Here is a 17,186-nt window from a genome sequence, read left to right as displayed (position 1 = left end):
ACATAAAATGTTTTCTTTGCATTGATAATTGATGGATCAACTATATTACGTCCCTGAGGAGGGATGACAAATGCACATTTGGAAAAAGAAACTTGTAGTATCACAATTAGCATTAGCCTGCACTTTGGCAATCACTTCTCAGGCGAATGCTTCTACTTACGATACCTGGACCTACTACGACAATCCCACTACGGCCCTGAACTGGGGCAATATGGATGACGCCGGAACTGTAGATGGTAACTACGTGAATTATAGTGGCTTTGTTTACTATAATAATGCAGCTGGTGATTTTGATCAGTCTTTTAACGGCGATACCGTTAACGGCACGATTTCTACCTACTATCTGAATCATGACTACACTGATGGCGCAGTGAATCAGCTGGATATCAGTAACTCTGTTATTCATGGTTCAATTACATCTATGTTGCCAAGCGGTTACTACGATCGTTTTGATGTTGATGGCAATGGCTTTGGTGGATATGAATTTAACAACACTACCGTTGTTGACGGAAACTGGTATGACGGTGATATTTTTACTCTGAATATTGCTAATTCCACCATTGATGATGATTATGAAGCGTTGTATTTCACCGATTCTTATTTATCTGTTGATGTGACTAAATATACCAATGAAACGTTTGATACCAGCGAAGGTGTTGCGGTTAATCTTGATGTAGAAAGCAATATCAATATTTCCAACAACTCACGTGTTGCTGGCATTGCTCTGTCTCAAGGGAATACTTACAACAACACCTATACGACGGAATCCCATACCTGGGATAACAACATCAACGTCTACAACTCTACTGTAACTTCTGGTTCAGATTCCATTCTGGAATCGAATACTGCCTTCTTTGGTAATTCCAGTGAGCCAAGTGATTACACTGGTCCGGGCGATGTTGCATTGTCTTTCACCGATAGCTCTTCTTCAGACTATGCAATGAAAAACAATGTGTACTTCAGCAATTCAACGCTGATTGGTGATGTTGCATTTACCAGTAACTGGAATGCCAATTTTGACACTATTGGTCATGATTCCAACGGTGACGGTGTGGCGGATACCAACCTTGGTTGGGCTGACGATAGCCTGAATGTCGATGAACTGAACCTGACTCTTGATAATGGTAGTAAGTGGGTTGGCCAGGCTACTTTCGATGCTGAGACTATCTACCCAGCAAATATGTTTGATGTTGCAACCAATAGCCTGACTCCGGGTGGAACCGCTGAAGCCAATGGTTGGGGACGTGTTGTTGATAATAAAGTCTTCCAGAGCGGTGTGTTCAACGTAGCGCTGAACAACGGTTCTGAGTGGGATACCGTTGGGGATTCATTAGTTGATACTCTGACTGTGAACAATGGTTCTCAGGTTAACGTCTCTGATTCAATGCTGACTTCAGATACTATTGATTTAACCAATAGCTCTTCATTGAATATTGGTGAAGGTGGTCAAGTTGATACAGATCATCTGACAATTAACAGCTATAGTACTGTGAATTTGACCGAGTCCACTGGATGGGCGACGGGTTCTAACTTGTATGCCAATACCATCACTGTAACTAATGGTGGTGTGTTGGATGTTAATGTTGATCAATTTGATACTGAAGTATTCAACACCGATAAACTGGAACTGACCAGCGGCAATTATGCTGATAACAGCAACCATGTTGTTTCTGGTGTATTCAACATCCACAGCAGCGACTATGTTCTGAATGCCGATCTGGTGAACGATCGTACCTGGGATACCACTCAGGCTAACTACGGTTACGGTACTATCGCAATGAACTCTGACGGTCACCTGACCGTTAACGGTAACGGCGATATCAACAATGGCGACGAACTGGATAACAGCTCTGTTGACAACGTTGTTGCGGCATCCGGTAACTACAAAGTGCGTGTCGACAATGCGACCGGCGCTGGCTCCGTTGCTGATTACAAAGGCAAAGAGCTGATCTACGTTAACGATGTGAATACCACTGCCACCTTCTCTGCAGCCAACAAAGCTGACCTCGGTGCTTACACCTATCAGGCACAGCAGCAGGGTAACACCGTTGTTCTGCAGCAGATGGAACTGACAGACTACGCGAACATGGCGCTGAGCATCCCGTCTGCTAACACCAATATCTGGAACCTGGAACAAGACACCGTTGGTACTCGTCTGACTAACGCACGTCATGGTCTGGTTGATAACGGTGGTGCATGGGTAAGCTACTTCGGTGGTAGCTTCGATGCAGATAACGGCACCATTAACTACGATCAGGATGTTAACGGCATCATGGTTGGTGTTGATTCCAAAATTGATGGTAACAACGCTAAGTGGATTGTCGGTGCTGCAGCAGGCTTCGCGAAAGGTGATATGAGCGACCGTACCGGTCAGGTGGATCAGGATAGCCAGACTGCCTACATCTACTCTTCTGCTCGCTTTGACAACAACATCTTTGTTGACGGTAACTTAAGCTACTCCCACTTCAACAACGATCTGTCTGCCAACATGAGCAACGGTCAGTATGTTGATGGCAGCACCTCTTCTGATGCCTGGGGCTTTGGCTTGAAACTGGGTTATGACCTGAAGCTGGGTGACGCAGGCTACGTAACGCCATACGGCAGCGTATCCGGTCTGTTCCAGTCTGGTGATGATTATAAGCTGAGCAACGACATGAAAGTTGACGGTCAGTCTTATGACAGCATGCGCTATGAACTCGGTGTAGATGCAGGTTATACCTTCGCCTACAGTGAAGATCAGGCGCTGACCCCGTACTTCAAACTGGCCTACGTTTACGACGATTCTAACAACGATTCTGACGTAAACGGCGATTCTATCGACAACGGTGTAGAAGGTTCTGCGGTACGTGTTGGACTGGGTACTCAGTTCAGCTTTACCAAAAACTTCAGCGCTTACACCGATGCTAACTACCTCGGTGGTGGTGATGTAGATCAAGACTGGGCTGCAAACGTTGGTGTTAAATATACCTGGTAAGAATTTTCTTTTATAGAAGTATAAGGTGATTTAATCCAGAAAAATGCCCGTCACGGATTTGACGGGCATTTATTGCAAGGAATGCAAAAATGTTATCTACGAATAAACCTCTTTTAGAATTTGGTAGGCTTGATAAATGTTTATCAAAATATGGTAAACATTTCAAATGTGATAACGAAAAGCAAATCATATATTCCAGTGATATAAATGCTGACGATACCTTTATTATTTTAAGCGGCGTAATTTCCCTGCATCGAGGAGAAAATGTGCTGGTCGGTATTGCACAGGCGCCATTTATTATGGGGCTTTCAGATGGTGTGATGAAAACAGATATACAATACAGATTAATCACGGAAAGCGATTGTACGGGATACCATCTACCTGCCTCACAAACAATTAATATAATTGAAGAGTGCCAGCTTTGGCGTGAAGCTTTTTGTTGGTTGGCATGGCAAAATTCCATGCTTGAATTGCGAGATCTGCAGTTGATCGGCAATAACTCCTACGATCAGATTCGCGCGACGCTGATATCCATGATGAAATGGGACGACGTACTGCGTTCGCGTATCGGCGTCATGAACTATATTCACCAACGCACGCGAATTTCCCGCTCGGTTGTCGCTGAGGTTCTCGCGGCTTTGCGTAAAGGTGGTTACATTGAAATGAATAAAGGCAAACTGGTGAGCATTAACCGTTTGCCTTTTGAGTATTAACTCAGGATGCGGGAATAACCTGCGGTTTGTTCCCGCTCAACTCTGCAACCAGATCGTTGATACCGTCACTCATATTGGTAAAACGGGTTAGCGGAGAACGGGTCACCACGATAAACGCCCCGACGTTTTGTTGTGGGATCATCGCCATATAGGTGATGAAACCACCGCCGCCGCCGGTTTTTTGAATAATTCCCGGTCGGCCATTCTTCGGCGCCATGTAGACCCAGCCCAGACCAAGCGCATCGGCTCTGCCTGGAACATCCATTCCCACCACTTTAGTTAACTGCGTACGCTGATAAATCAGCGTCTGCATCCGGTCGGCCTGCTGGCTACGATGATAAAAGTCAGAAGAGAGATACTGCTGCATCCAGCGCATGATATCGCCGGGCGTAGAATAGACACCGCCGCTGCCCATTGCCGCCAGCGTATTGTTACAGGGGCTGGCGCCTTTTTCCGCGACCATCAGGCGTCGGCATTGATCGGGGGACGGGGTAAAGGTGGTGTCTTTCATCCCCAGCGGACGGGTGATTTTTTCTTCAAACAGCTGCGGATAAGGCTTACCAGAGGCCGCTCCCAGCGCATCGGCCAGCAGGTCAAACGCCAGGTTGGAATAAGATGCCTGTGAACCCGGTGCGGCTTTCAACGTGGCAGTAGAGAGATAGCTCCAGCGCTGCTCGCGGGTTGGCCAGACAAACACCGGGCGCTTTGCTGCGCCGCCAGGCTGCTCGCGCGGCAGCGCGCTGGTATGCGTCGCCAGATTCACCAGCGTAATCGGCGTGCCCTGATAAGTCGGCACGCGTGCACCTGGAGGTGCATATTTACTCAATGGATCGTTGAGTTTGACCGTGCCCTGATCGAGCAATTTCACCAGCATTTCGCTGGTCATTAATTTAGTGATTGAGGCAATTCGAATCACGGAATCAAGCTGTGGATGGACGTTGTTACCGGGACGCGTTTCGCCAAAGCTGCGAAATACGCGCTGATTACCATCAATCACCACGAGCGCCATCCCCGTAGCACCACTGCCGTAAAATATATGGTCGGCATAACGATCGACGATATCGGAGGCGAAAACCGGATCGGTTATAGGCTGTGCCGCCTGGACTGATGTCAATGACGCCGCACACAGCGCGGCAGAAAAAAGCAGACTACGTTTCAACGGTGGTGTCCATGAGTTAGATAAAGTGAAAAAGGATGTCGTGCGTATGCGTATTTATACTACTCATCGGCGTATTGCAAAGCGCTTATCAACCAATGATAGTGGGAAAAACGTAACGATGAGTAAACGTAGGAATTTCCTGGATTGCGGATGTTCGCTTTTGTGATCTTACGCTGTGATAATCTGCACATACTGGAACGTTGTCGAGTGTGAAAACCACAGAAACAATTCTTCATAACCGAGGTGCGAACTAAGTGCCTCGGTTTTGGTCACAATTGTCGGTTTCAGCTTGTGTTTTTGGGCGTAAGCCGTCTGGCCTCCGCACTCCACGGTGGCAAATGCACAGCAGTCGTCATAACGATAAGAAGTTAGCAGGAGAGCACTATGTTTAAGTCTTTTTTCCCAAAGCCGGGGCCGTTCTTTATTTCGGCATTTATTTGGGCACTTGTCGCCGTTGTATTCTGGCAAGCAGGTGGGGGAGCCTGGGTTGCACATATTACTGGCGCGTCGGGAGACGTACCTATTAGCGCAGCGCGTTTCTGGTCGTTGGATTATCTGATTTTTTATGCGTACTACATTCTTTGTGTCGGGGTGTTCGCGCTGTTCTGGTTTCTCTACAGCCCACACCGCTGGCAGTACTGGTCTATTCTGGGCACATCGCTGATTATTTTTGTGACCTGGTTTCTGGTTGAAGTCGGCGTCGCTGTCAACGCCTGGTACGCGCCATTTTATGACCTAATTCAAACTGCGCTCAGCACACCACACAAGGTGAAGATTGAGCAGTTCTATCATGAAGTTGGCATTTTTCTCGGCATTGCGCTGATAGCCGTGGTCATTGGCGTGATGAACAACTTCTTCGTCAGCCACTACGTATTCCGCTGGCGTACCGCGATGAACGAACACTATATGGCGCACTGGCAGCATTTGCGTCACATCGAAGGCGCAGCGCAGCGTGTGCAGGAAGACACCATGCGTTTTGCTTCTACGCTGGAAGATATGGGCGTCAGCTTTATCAACGCGATTATGACGCTGATTGCCTTCCTGCCTGTACTGGTTACGCTCTCTGCCCATGTTCCTGACCTGCCGATTGTTGGACATGTGCCTTATGGCCTGGTGATTGCCGCGATTGTCTGGTCGCTGATGGGAACCGGTTTGCTGGCCGTGGTCGGGATAAAACTTCCTGGGCTGGAGTTTAAAAACCAGCGCGTGGAAGCGGCCTATCGTAAAGAACTGGTCTATGGCGAAGATGATGGCAACCGTGCGACGCCACCGACGGTGCGTGAACTGTTTCATGCGGTACGCCAAAATTACTTCCGTCTCTATTTTCACTATATGTACTTCAATATCGCCCGTATTCTTTACCTGCAGGTTGATAACGTTTTCGGTTTGTTCCTGCTGTTTCCATCGATTGTTGCCGGTACGATTACGCTCGGCCTGATGACGCAAATCACCAACGTGTTTGGCCAGGTGCGCGGCTCGTTCCAGTATCTGATTAACTCCTGGACAACGTTAGTGGAACTGATGTCTATTTATAAGCGTCTGCGCAGCTTTGAACGAGAGCTTGATGGTCAGGATATTCAGGAAGTTACCCATACACTGAGTTAATAATAAGGAGATGTTATGTCGACGGTTTCCCGTCTTTACCCCTTGTCTGGTCTGGCAGCACTAGTGCTGGTGGGATGTAGTAGCCAACCCGCGCAGCCGCTAAAAAAGGGGGAGAAAGCCGTCGATGTGGCGAGCGTGGTGCGTCAGAAAATGCCCGCCAGCGTGAAAGACCGGGACGCATGGGCGCAGGATTTGGCAAAGACTTTTGAAAGCCAGAAGCTGGCGCCGACGGTTGAAAACATCTGTTCGGTGCTGGCGGTCGCGCAACAGGAGTCAAATTACCAGGCGGATCCAGCCGTGCCGAACTTAAGTAAAATCGCCTGGAAAGAGATCGATCGTCGTGCCGAGCGTATGCACATCCCGCTATTTGTGGTGCATACCGCGCTGAAGATTAACTCGCCAACGGGGAAAAGCTACAGCGAGCGCCTGGATACGGTGAAAACCGAAAAACAGCTTAGCGCGATCTTTGATGATTTTATCAACATGGTACCGATGGGACAGACGTTATTTGGTTCGCTTAATCCGGTGCATACCGGTGGGCCGATGCAGGTTAGCATCGCCTTTGCTGAGCAGCATGCCAGCGGCTACCCGTGGAAAATGGCGGGAACCGTGCGCCAGGAAGTATTTAGCCGCCGCGGTGGGCTGTGGTTCGGTACGTATCATCTGCTTAACTACCCGGCGAATTACAGTGCGCCAATTTTCCGCTTCGCCGATTTCAATGCCGGGTGGTATGCCAGCCGCAATGCAGCTTTCCAGAATGCGGTCAGTAAAGCCAGCGGCGTGAAGCTGGCGATGGACGGTGATTTAATTCTCTATGGCAGCAGCGAGCCGGGCAAAACGGAGCTGGCGGTACGTAAACTGGCCGGGAAGCTGGACATGAGCGAGAGTGAGATCCGCCGTCAGCTGCAAAAAGGCGACAGCCTGGCCTTTGAAGAGACCGCGCTGTACGAGAAGGTTTATAAGCTGGCGGAAGCGAAGGCCGGGAAAACGCTTCCCCGTGAAATGCTGCCTGGCATTCAACTGGAAAGCCCGAAGATCACACGTAACCTGACTACCGCGTGGTTTGCTAAACGCGTGGACGATCGTCGGGCGAAATGTATGGGTCAGTCATCGTTATGATGACGGCGGCGCCAGCGCGCGAATGCTGCAATGGCGCCAAGAATCAGGCTTCCGGCGAGAAAAGGGACCAGTCCAAAAAGGGTTCCGACGCCCAGGCCGATTTCAACTCGCGGGCGCCCTGTCTCTTGCATTTGCAACTGCATCAACTGCTCATAGATGCCGGGAGCGTGGGCCAACAGATTTAAAATCTGCGCGCCTGCCCAGAAGCAAAACAGCACAAATACGGCATACGCAATGTTGCCGGGCAGGGAGGAGGGATCCCGATGCTTGCCCTTAAACAGGGATTTTGAGAGCGTAAAATCAGCCATAAAGACCTCCGGAAATAACCTGCTTTTTTTGACGTAATGCCTGTAACTGAAAGTGAGTCTGACAGGTGATCGGCAATGTCAATATCAGAATGATGGTAATTTCAGGTAGAGATTATTCCTGGATTTAGTTTTTTTGCTTATCGTCACAATTACGCAATCTTAAGTGAAATTAATTTACATTTCAGAAATTCCGCACAGGCCACAGACGTGTATGAGGAAATGTGCGAGGATGCGTTTTCATGTTGTATATCCACCGGAGCCGTTATGAACCTGCCTGTTAAAATCCGCCGAGACTGGCACTATTATGCCTTCGCTATTGGGCTTATCTTTATTCTCAACGGCGTGGTGGGCTTACTCGGTTTTGAAGCGCAGGGGTGGCAAACCTATGCGGTGGGGCTGGTGACCTGGGTGATTAGCTTTTGGCTGGCCGGATTAATCATCCGTCGCCGCGTTGAAGATGATGAAGTAAAGGATGCCCAATAGCTATATCAGGCATCCTGGCGGGTTTACATACTGGTTTTCAGCGCGCTATCCGCAGCATGGCGTTCCAGCGCCAGTTCGATCAGGCGAGTGATCAAATCGGTATAGCCTAAACCGCTCGCCTGCCACAGCTTCGGATACATACTGATGTTGGTAAAACCTGGCAGCGTGTTGATCTCATTGATCACAACGTCGTTTTCAGCAGTTAAGAAAACGTCCACGCGCGCCATGCCGGCACAGCCCAGTGTCTGGTAGGCCTGAATGGCGTTTTCGCGGATCTTGTCGTTAATCTCTGGTGCAATTGCTGCCGGAACGACAACTGTGGCACCGTTATCGTCAATGTATTTAGTGTCGTAAGCGTAAAAATCGCTGTTCAGCACAATCTCTCCACAAGTACTGGCCTGCGGATGATCGTTGCCCAGTACCGCACATTCGATCTCGCGGCCTTTGATCCCTTGCTCCACCACGACTTTATGATCGAATTCAAATGCCAGCGCGACGGCCTGATCGTATTGGGCTTCGCTGGTTACTTTGCTGACGCCAACGGACGATCCCTGGTTGGCCGGTTTTACAAACAACGGCAGACCCAGGCGGGATTCCACTTCGCTAAAGCTGATGCTGTTGCGATTGGCGCGAGTTAGCGTGATAAATGGCGCGATGTTTAATCCGGCATCACGCAGCAGACGTTTGGTCACGTCTTTATCCATACAGGCCGCAGAACCCAGCACATCAGAACCTACGAACGGTAGGTTTGCCACGCGCAGCATGCCCTGCAGAGAGCCATCTTCACCCAGAGTGCCATGTACGATCGGGAAAATAACATCGACCGTCGGCAGCGGTTGACCGTTTTGTGCATCGATCAACTGGTGCGCTTGTTTACCCGGTACCTGCGCCAGGTTGGTCTCAGAAGGTCGCAATGCAATATGCGCCGGGTCGTCTGAATTGAGCAGATAATTACTGGCATCGCTGACGTGCCATTGCCCTTGTTTATCAATACCTAACAGCACAACGTCAAAGCGAGTCTTGTCGATGGCATCGACAATATTTTTTGCCGATTGCAATGACACTTCATGTTCCGCTGATTTACCACCAAATACGATTCCTACCCGCAACTTTGCCATCTTAAAAACCCATTCCATGAATGCAAAGCACATACATTACCACGACAAAACGCAGGTTTCCTCGGCTTCTGGCAGATTGTTTTGGCTGACGACAGGGGAATAGAACAGAACAAACAAGAGGCCCGCACGCGAAGCATAATCCCCTGCTTATATTATGGGTTTGATGTGAGCTGTATCACAAATATGATGAGCGGGAAGATAAAATACTAAACTGTGATTTATCGCACCTGTGGACCCTTATTCAGCTAAGTAATTTGTTAAGCTGCTCGCAGTTTTCAGCTACTTATCGTTATGAGTCCTTATGGAATCCTGGAGAGTTAACCTTATTTCCGTTTGGTTCGGGTGCTTTTTTACCGGACTGGCGATTAGCCAAATCTTGCCTTTTTTACCACTCTATATCTCCCAACTGGGCGTGACCTCACATGAAGCGCTCTCAATGTGGTCCGGATTAACGTTCAGCGTCACCTTCCTGATTTCAGCTATTGTCTCTCCAATGTGGGGCAGTTTAGCCGACCGCAAAGGACGCAAGCTAATGCTGCTGCGGGCCTCACTGGGTATGGCCATTGCGATTTTGCTACAGGCATTTGCTACTAACGTCTGGCAGCTTTTTCTGCTGCGCGGGGTGATGGGGTTAACCTCCGGTTATATTCCTAATGCGATGGCGCTGGTCGCGTCACAGGTTCCGCGTGAACGCAGCGGCTGGGCGCTGAGTACGCTGTCGACGGCGCAAATTAGCGGTGTCATTGGTGGACCGTTAATGGGGGGCTTTATTGCCGATCACGTTGGCTTACGGGCGGTATTCTGTATTACCGCCGCTTTGCTGGTGGTGAGTTTTCTGGTCACGCTGTTTTTGATCAAAGAGGGCGTTCGTCCGACGATTAAAAAAAGCGAACGTCTGAGTGGGAAGGCCGTATTTGCCTCGCTTTCACATCCGGCGCTGGTGATCAGCCTGTTTTTTACCACCATGGTGATTCAACTGTGTAACGGTTCAATTGGGCCAATTCTGGCGCTGTTTATTAAATCAATGGTCCCAGATAGTTCGAATATTGCCTTTCTCAGCGGGCTGATAGCCTCAGTACCGGGCATTTCTGCTCTGATTTCCGCGCCTCGACTTGGTAAATTAGGCGACCGTATTGGTACTGAGCGGATTTTAATGGCGACGTTAATCTTCGCGGTGGTGCTGTTTTTCGCTATGTCGTGGGTCACCACGCCGTTGCAGTTGGGAGTTCTCCGTTTTCTGCTTGGCTTTGCCGACGGTGCGATGTTGCCGGCGGTGCAGACGCTGTTAGTGAAATACTCCAGCGATCAGATAACCGGGCGCATCTTTGGTTATAACCAGTCATTTATGTATCTCGGCAACGTCGCCGGGCCATTAATGGGGGCGACGGTTTCGGCAATGGCGGGGTTCCGTTGGGTGTTCATTGCTACAGCAAGCATTGTGCTTATCAATATCTGGCAATTGGCTATTGCGTTGCGACGTCGGCGCGGGGGGCGTTGAGCTCCTGATTAACAACGCTGCCTGTCAGCGTTGTTAATCCATAATTGTGTATTGTATATTTGTGTGATTATTAATTTTCTTACCTTTTTATATTGAATCATTCTGCGTCAAGACGCATTTACCCTTATTTTGTGTTGTGATTGTTTTCGCAAATCGTTTTATTACTTATAAAAATACAACTTTCATCCTCTAGGCAGTCGTGAGCCTTAATGATAACGTGACCCATATTTTGTTAAGGGAATAGGCAAATGAAAAACCTCGTCACTGAGTTGTTACTTAAACTCGCGCAAAAAGAAGAAGAGTCGCAAGATCTGGCGGTACAGGTCGAAACGTTAGAGCGGGTAATCATCGAAATGCTGCGCAATATGGCGTGGAACGATCGGCAAATATTTATTCGTCAAATTGAGGGGGCGCTGGCTGATGTAAACCGCATGCCCGCGTTTCTCACGAACATACATAACGCTTGCGAGATCGTACCAAAAGCGTTTTGAACCATCTGTGGCGGGGCACCCACAAATTATCATAAAAGTGTCACATCAAATACTTATAGTCGCTTTGTTTTAATTTTACCGTATTTATACATGGAGAATATAAAGTGAAACAAAGCGCACTCGCTATTGCCCTGTTACCTTTGCTGTTTACCCCGGTTATTAATGCAGAAACATCTACTGTAGCGGTTTTGGATAATCGTGCCGCTCAAGGTGATATCTCCACGCCGGGTGGCGCTCGCCGATTGTCTGCCGACCAAACCGCGGCTCTGCGCGAATCGCTGAACGACAAACCGGCCAAAAATATTATTTTACTGATTGGCGATGGGATGGGTGATTCCGAAATAACGGCAGCGCGAAATTATGCTGAAGGCGCGGGCGGCTTTTTTAAAGGTATTGATGCTTTACCGTTGACCGGACAATACACACATTATGCGTTGGATAAGAAAACCGGCAAGCCCGATTATGTGACAGATTCTGCAGCATCGGCGACGGCGTGGACGACCGGTGTTAAAACTTACAATGGTGCTCTGGGCGTTGATATTCATGAGAAAGATCACGCTACTATTCTGGAAATGGCCAAAGCGGCGGGTCTGGCGACAGGTAACGTTTCCACGGCTGAATTGCAGGATGCCACGCCTGCCGCACTGGTTGCCCATGTCACTTCGCGTAAATGCTATGGCCCGAGCGTGACGGCTGAAAAATGCCCGACGAACGCGCTGGAAAAAGGCGGTAAAGGGTCGATTACCGAACAATTATTAAAGGCCCGTGCGGATGTTACGTTAGGTGGCGGGGCAAAAACTTTTACTGAAACAGCTACGGCAGGTGAGTGGCAGGGTAAAACGCTGCGTGAACAAGCACAGGCCCGTGGTTACCAGATGGTGAGTGATACCGCGACGCTGGCGGCGATTACCGAAGCGAATCAGGATAAACCGCTGTTGGGTCTGTTCTCTGACGGTAATATGCCAGTGCGTTGGGAAGGCCCGAAAGCGTCTTATCACGGAAATCTGGATAAGCCGGTAGTGACCTGCACGCCAAATCCAAAACGTAACGACAGCGTGCCGACTCTGGCACGGATGACGGATAAAGCGATTGAGCTATTAAGCAAAAATGAGAAAGGCTTCTTCCTGCAAGTGGAAGGCGCGTCAATCGACAAACAAGATCACGCCGCTAACCCGTGTGGACAAATTGGTGAAACTGTCGATCTGGATGAAGCGGTGCAGCGTGCGCTTGCTTTTGCGAAGAAAGATGGCAACACCCTGGTCGTGGTAACCGCTGACCACGCGCATGCCAGCCAGATAGTCGCACCGGATACTAAAGCACCCGGTTTAACGCAAGCGCTGAACACCAAAGATGGTGCGGTGATGGTCATTAGCTATGGCAACTCTGAAGAAGAGTCCCAGGAGCACACCGGCAGCCAACTGCGTATTGCAGCCTATGGCCCTCATGCGGCGAATGTGGTTGGCCTGACCGATCAAACCGACCTGTTCTACACCATGAAAGCGGCGTTAGGACTGAAATAACCCGACGCCCGGCGGCAATACTTTTGCCGTCGGGTGGTATTTTTATCGTTAGCAGCCAAACTTACCTGTGTGTCGTCGTTCAGAAAAGGATGGTGCTATGAAAATTACATTATTAATGACGTTGCTTTTTGGTCTTATTTTTTTAACTACCGTCGGTGCTGCCGAGAAGACATTAACCCCGCAACAACAACGTATGACCACCTGCAATCAGCAGGCAACGGCGCAAACCTTAAAAGGGGATGCGCGTAAGACGTATATGAGTGATTGCCTGAAAAACAGTAAATCTGGGCCTGAGGAAAAGAGTCTGACGCCGCAGCAGCAGAAAATGCGTGAATGCAACGTCAAGGCGACGGAGCAGTCTCTGAAAGGCGATGATCGTAATAAGTTTATGAGTGCTTGCCTGAAAAAATCTGCTTAGCACTTCCGGGTGAGCAGATAAAATCGCTCACCCGAAATATCATACTTCCGCCGCCAGACCCCTTCCTATAATTTGGGAAATTTGTTTCAGAATATTCCCAAATACGATGAATGATGAAAATTTTTATCAAAAGAAGGTCGTCTCAAATGAAGCATTTATATTGCTTCATCAAAATGACCACCAACGTTCCGGTCTGCGATTTGCCCGACGAATCAGGCTGCCGCGAGCGGTGGGACTGGGGGGGATGTTTTTCCCTATCGCGTCGGTATTAGTTTCTCAGCCAATAACCGGAGGCTGGTGGCTTTTGCTGGTGGGATGGGCATTTGTCTGGCCACATCTGGCATGGCAATTGGCAAGTAAAGCTGTCGATCCACTGCATAGCGAATATACCAACTTAAAAGCCGATGCCATCCTCGCCGGGATGTGGATGGGGATTATGGGGATAAACTTGCTGCCATCCACGGCGCTGTTGATGATTATCTGTATCAACCTGATGGGCGCAGGAGGTATGCGAGTCTTCATCGCAGGCGCCGTGTTGATGGTGGTTTCCTGCCTGGTGACGTTACAGTTAACGGATATCCCCATGGCTTTTAGCAGTACGCAGCTGAGCGTGCTGCTGTCACTGCCAGTGTTAGTGGTTTACCCGTTGCTGTTTGCCTGGGTGAGTTATAAGACGCTCATCCGGCTGGCAGAACATAAACGTCGCTTACAGGTTATGAGTACGCGAGATGGGATGACCGGGGTGTATAACCGACGTCATTGGGAACTGTTGCTGCGTAATGAATTTGATAATTGCCGCCGCCATCAGCGTGATGCCACGCTTCTTATCATCGATATCGACCATTTTAAGAGTATCAATGATACCTGGGGCCATGACGTAGGGGATCAGGCCATTGTTGCACTGACCCGCCAGTTACAGATGACCTTACGCGGTAGCGATGTGATTGGGCGTTTTGGCGGTGATGAGTTTGCGGTAATCATGTGTGGCACGTCGGCGAGCAGCGCGATTGCAGCGATGTCTCGTGTTCACGAACGGCTTACCCAACTGCGTTTATCTTGCGCGCCGCAGGTTGACCTGCGCATTAGCGTGGGCGTTGCGCCGCTGACATCTGAAACTGAACACTATAGAGAATGGTTAAAATCAGCAGATATGGCGCTCTATAAAGCAAAGAATTCCGGACGTAACCGCACTGAAGCGGCGGCATGACGTCCGGCGGTGTTAACTCAGGAGCGGCTGAGTTTTTCCGATTGCTCCATGCACTTAATCATCGCTTCAATTACTGATGAACGGAAACCGCGTTCTTCCAGGACGCGTACCGCCTCAATGGTGGTTCCACCTGGCGAGCACACCATATCCTTTAATTCGCCAGGATGTTTACCCGTTTCCAGCACCATCTTCGCCGAACCCATTACCGCTTGTGCCGCAAATTTATAAGCCTGCGCGCGGGGCATTCCCCCCTGAACGGCGGCATCTGCCATTGCTTCGATAAACATAAATACATAGGCCGGTGCTGAACCGCTGACACCAACGACCGGATGAATCATTGCCTCCGCAATGACTTCAGCTTCGCCAAAGCAGCGGAAGATATTCAGCACGTCAGCCGTATCTTCCGGCGTGACTAAGGCGTTTGGCGTGACGGAGGTCATTCCGGCGTTCACCAGCGACGGCGTGTTTGGCATCGCGCGAATGATTTTACGGTCGTGACCCAGCGCGCGGGCAAGCTGATCGAGGGTGACGCCTGCGGCAATTGAGACGACCAGGGAGTCTTTGTTCAGGCTGGAGGTAATTTCGCTCAGCACCTTAATCATAATGCCTGGCTTTACAGCCCCAAAAACAATATCAGCGATCTGCGCGACTTCTTGTGCAGACTGCGCCGCATTAATGCCGTACTGGTCGTGTAGCGCGGCGACCTTATCGGGGGAAGGGGTATAGACCCAGATTTGTCCGGGGAGAACCTGACCGCTGGCGATCATGCCGCCAAGAATGGCTTTGCCCATATTACCGCAGCCGATAAAACCAATTTTCTTGTCCATCTTGTCACTCCCTATGGATGATATTCATTGTTTTATACCCTAATTACTTCAAGTAACTTGAATTATTTGGGGTAAATCTGGGAAAGCTAAGCTTAGCGCGGAATGAATATGTTCAGAAGGAGAAACAGCACTTTGCCTGAAAGTAAAAGCACGCGACAATGTGCGGCAGCACAACAGTGGGGAGAAGTTATGACAATATGGGTGGATGCCGATGCGTGTCCGAATGTGATTAAAGACATTTTGTACCGCGCTTCTGAGCGCATGCAAATGCCGCTTGTTTTGGTGGCCAACCAAAGCCTGCGCGTCCCGCCTTCGCGTTTCATCAGCACATTACGTGTGCCTGCGGGCTTTGACGTGGCTGATAACGAGATTGTGCGTCAGTGCAGTGCTGGTGATTTAGTGATAACGGCAGATATTCCGCTGGCGGCTGAAGTGATTGAAAAAGGTGCGGCGGCGCTTAACCCGCGTGGCGAACGTTATACCGAAGCCACGATCCGCGAGCGTCTGATGATGCGTGATTTTATGGATACGCTACGCGCTAGCGGTATTCAGACCGGGGGGCCGGACAGCCTTTCGTCCCGCGACAGACAGCATTTTGCAGCTGAACTGGATAAGTGGTGGCTGGAAGTTCAGCGTAGAAAATAGTGTGTGTAATTTATTATTTACACTTTATTCGTTGTGAATTCTTGTTATAGTAGGGGTTAACTCATCTCGCCATTCTTTATGTAATTTTTTCTTTACGGTTTTGGCTGTGTACTAGTTTGATGATATGATTATATTTTTAACCGCATCAGATCCCGCTTGTTGGCGGCTCTCTGGGGAAATTCTGTGATGACGCAACCTCTTTTTCTTGTTGGCCCCCGGGGGTGTGGTAAGACGACAACCGGTATGGCGCTGGCAAAGGCTATTGATTTCCAGTTCGTTGATACCGATCGCTGGTTGCAATCGCACGTGCAAATGACCGTGGCGGAAATCGTCGAAAGAGAAGGGTGGGAAGGGTTTCGTGCCCAGGAAACGACCGCTCTGCAGGCTGTCACAGCACCAGCAACGGTTGTTGCGACCGGCGGCGGTATTATTCTTACCGAATTTAACCGTCACTACATGCGCAGCCACGGCGTGGTTATCTATTTAAGCGCACCGGTATCGGTACTGGTTGATCGTCTGGAGGCGACGCCTGAAGAAGGATTACGACCGACCTTAACCGGCAAGCCGTTGACTGAAGAAGTGCAGGAAGTGCTCGCCCAGCGAGATGTTTTGTATCGCGAAGCCGCGCACTATATCGTTGATGCCACTAATGCGCCTGCGCAGGTGGTGGAAGACATTCTTGGGATACTGGCGCAGGCAGCGCCACGGTTGCAGGGCGGTGTCTATACTTAATGTTCATCCAGTGAAAAGGAAGAACTATGCCGACACAACCACCTTACCCACGTCAAGCGACCATTGTTACGGTTGAAAAAGGGACGCCAGGCCAGACGGTAACCTGGTATCAACTTCGTGCCGATCACCCTAAACCGAATTCGTTGATCAGTGAGCATCCTTCGGCTCAGGAAGCGATGGATGCTAAAAAACGCTACGAAGACCCCGATAAAACCTGATACGAAGACCGCCCTGGCACGAGTCTTAAAAGTGCCAGTCCGGGCGTGCATCACATTTTTTTAAATTTCGCTGTATACAGTAAAAATTGAAAATTAAACAATAACAATCCAGTACTGGAATGATCTGGAATCTTTACACAATACACCGCCG

Annotated in this window: 17 protein-coding genes; 13 read left to right on the top strand and 4 right to left on the bottom strand. The window is 49.5% G+C overall.

Annotated features, from left to right (window positions below; translation table 11 throughout):
* Positions 1-70: 70 nt before the first annotated feature.
* Both SK39_RS06080 and iprA read left to right on the top strand, forming a co-directional pair.
* Positions 71-2,974, top strand: a complete 2,904-nt coding sequence (locus SK39_RS06080) for an autotransporter outer membrane beta-barrel domain-containing protein (RefSeq protein WP_048216771.1) — start codon at positions 71-73, stop codon at positions 2,972-2,974.
* Positions 2,975-3,063: 89 nt separating this feature from the next.
* On the top strand, positions 3,064-3,687 hold the full coding sequence (gene iprA, locus SK39_RS06075) for a hydrogen peroxide resistance inhibitor IprA (protein WP_032936991.1): 624 nt from the start codon (positions 3,064-3,066) through the stop codon (positions 3,685-3,687).
* 1 nt (position 3,688) lies between these two features.
* Here iprA and ampH read toward each other — a convergent pair whose 3' ends face one another.
* Positions 3,689-4,846: a D-alanyl-D-alanine-carboxypeptidase/endopeptidase AmpH gene (gene ampH, locus SK39_RS06070; protein ID WP_048216770.1), complete on the bottom strand. Its 1,158-nt coding sequence runs from the start codon at positions 4,844-4,846 to the stop codon at positions 3,689-3,691.
* A gap of 384 nt (positions 4,847-5,230) precedes the next feature.
* Here ampH and sbmA point away from each other — a divergent pair, with 384 nt between their 5' ends.
* Together sbmA and SK39_RS06060 are read left to right on the top strand one after the other, a co-directional pair.
* On the top strand, positions 5,231-6,451 hold the full coding sequence (gene sbmA / locus SK39_RS06065) for a peptide antibiotic transporter SbmA (protein WP_003836023.1): 1,221 nt from the start codon (positions 5,231-5,233) through the stop codon (positions 6,449-6,451).
* A gap of 15 nt (positions 6,452-6,466) precedes the next feature.
* Positions 6,467-7,570 (top strand): DUF1615 domain-containing protein, encoded by a 1,104-nt coding sequence (locus SK39_RS06060; protein ID WP_003847631.1) that lies wholly within the window; start codon positions 6,467-6,469, stop codon positions 7,568-7,570.
* On the opposite strand, the gene SK39_RS06055 is transcribed toward SK39_RS06060, so the two are convergent.
* Positions 7,555-7,878 (bottom strand): DUF2755 family protein, encoded by a 324-nt coding sequence (locus SK39_RS06055; RefSeq protein ID WP_003021437.1) that lies wholly within the window; start codon positions 7,876-7,878, stop codon positions 7,555-7,557. The two genes, SK39_RS06060 and SK39_RS06055, sit on opposite strands and share 16 nt — an antisense overlap.
* Before the next feature lie 264 nt (positions 7,879-8,142).
* Here SK39_RS06055 and SK39_RS06050 point away from each other — a divergent pair, with 264 nt between their 5' ends.
* The gene (locus tag SK39_RS06050) at positions 8,143-8,361 is read left to right on the top strand and encodes a DUF2754 domain-containing protein (protein WP_003021440.1); all 219 of its coding nucleotides are present in this window, start codon (positions 8,143-8,145) and stop codon (positions 8,359-8,361) included.
* Positions 8,362-8,384: 23 nt separating this feature from the next.
* Here the strand turns inward: SK39_RS06050 and ddlA are convergent, their stop codons facing one another.
* The gene (gene ddlA, locus SK39_RS06045) at positions 8,385-9,479 is read right to left on the bottom strand and encodes a D-alanine--D-alanine ligase (RefSeq protein WP_048217396.1); all 1,095 of its coding nucleotides are present in this window, start codon (positions 9,477-9,479) and stop codon (positions 8,385-8,387) included.
* 301 nt (positions 9,480-9,780) lie between these two features.
* Here ddlA and SK39_RS06040 point away from each other — a divergent pair, with 301 nt between their 5' ends.
* The 5 genes from SK39_RS06040 to adrA all read left to right on the top strand — a co-directional run bounded on the left by SK39_RS06040 (position 9,781) and on the right by adrA (position 14,613).
* The gene (locus SK39_RS06040; RefSeq protein ID WP_003021445.1) at positions 9,781-10,977 is read left to right on the top strand and encodes a multidrug efflux MFS transporter; all 1,197 of its coding nucleotides are present in this window, start codon (positions 9,781-9,783) and stop codon (positions 10,975-10,977) included.
* Positions 10,978-11,225: 248 nt separating this feature from the next.
* The gene (locus tag SK39_RS06035; RefSeq protein ID WP_003021448.1) at positions 11,226-11,468 is read left to right on the top strand and encodes a sigma-S stabilization anti-adapter protein IraP; all 243 of its coding nucleotides are present in this window, start codon (positions 11,226-11,228) and stop codon (positions 11,466-11,468) included.
* A 104-nt stretch (positions 11,469-11,572) separates the two neighbouring features.
* A complete protein-coding gene (phoA, locus tag SK39_RS06030; RefSeq protein WP_048216769.1) occupies positions 11,573-12,988 on the top strand; it encodes an alkaline phosphatase in 1,416 nt (471 codons plus the stop codon).
* 97 nt (positions 12,989-13,085) lie between these two features.
* Entirely contained in the window at positions 13,086-13,406 is a 321-nt protein-coding gene (gene psiF / locus SK39_RS06025) for a phosphate starvation-inducible protein PsiF (protein ID WP_003021454.1), read from the top strand.
* A 91-nt stretch (positions 13,407-13,497) separates the two neighbouring features.
* Positions 13,498-14,613, top strand: coding sequence for a diguanylate cyclase AdrA (gene adrA, locus SK39_RS06020; RefSeq protein WP_085954043.1), 1,116 nt, complete (start codon positions 13,498-13,500; stop codon positions 14,611-14,613).
* A 17-nt stretch (positions 14,614-14,630) separates the two neighbouring features.
* On the opposite strand, the gene proC is transcribed toward adrA, so the two are convergent.
* A complete protein-coding gene (gene proC / locus SK39_RS06015; protein ID WP_003021462.1) occupies positions 14,631-15,440 on the bottom strand; it encodes a pyrroline-5-carboxylate reductase in 810 nt (269 codons plus the stop codon).
* Positions 15,441-15,629: 189 nt separating this feature from the next.
* On the opposite strand from proC, the gene SK39_RS06010 reads away from it, so the two are divergent.
* The 3 genes from SK39_RS06010 to yaiA all read left to right on the top strand — a co-directional run bounded on the left by SK39_RS06010 (position 15,630) and on the right by yaiA (position 17,035).
* Positions 15,630-16,085 (top strand): YaiI/YqxD family protein, encoded by a 456-nt coding sequence (locus SK39_RS06010; RefSeq protein ID WP_003021467.1) that lies wholly within the window; start codon positions 15,630-15,632, stop codon positions 16,083-16,085.
* A gap of 186 nt (positions 16,086-16,271) precedes the next feature.
* Positions 16,272-16,817 (top strand): shikimate kinase AroL, encoded by a 546-nt coding sequence (aroL, locus tag SK39_RS06005; RefSeq protein ID WP_003836009.1) that lies wholly within the window; start codon positions 16,272-16,274, stop codon positions 16,815-16,817.
* Positions 16,818-16,843: 26 nt separating this feature from the next.
* On the top strand, positions 16,844-17,035 hold the full coding sequence (yaiA, locus tag SK39_RS06000; RefSeq protein WP_003021472.1) for a protein YaiA: 192 nt from the start codon (positions 16,844-16,846) through the stop codon (positions 17,033-17,035).
* The last annotated feature ends 151 nt before the right edge of the window (positions 17,036-17,186 follow it).

This window comes from Citrobacter sp. BIDMC107 (assembly GCF_001037575.1).
Taxonomy (GTDB): Bacteria; Pseudomonadota; Gammaproteobacteria; order Enterobacterales; family Enterobacteriaceae; genus Citrobacter; species Citrobacter freundii.
The sequence above is the reverse complement of the archived record's forward strand: the minus strand, read 5'-3'. Positions and strand labels throughout refer to the sequence as shown.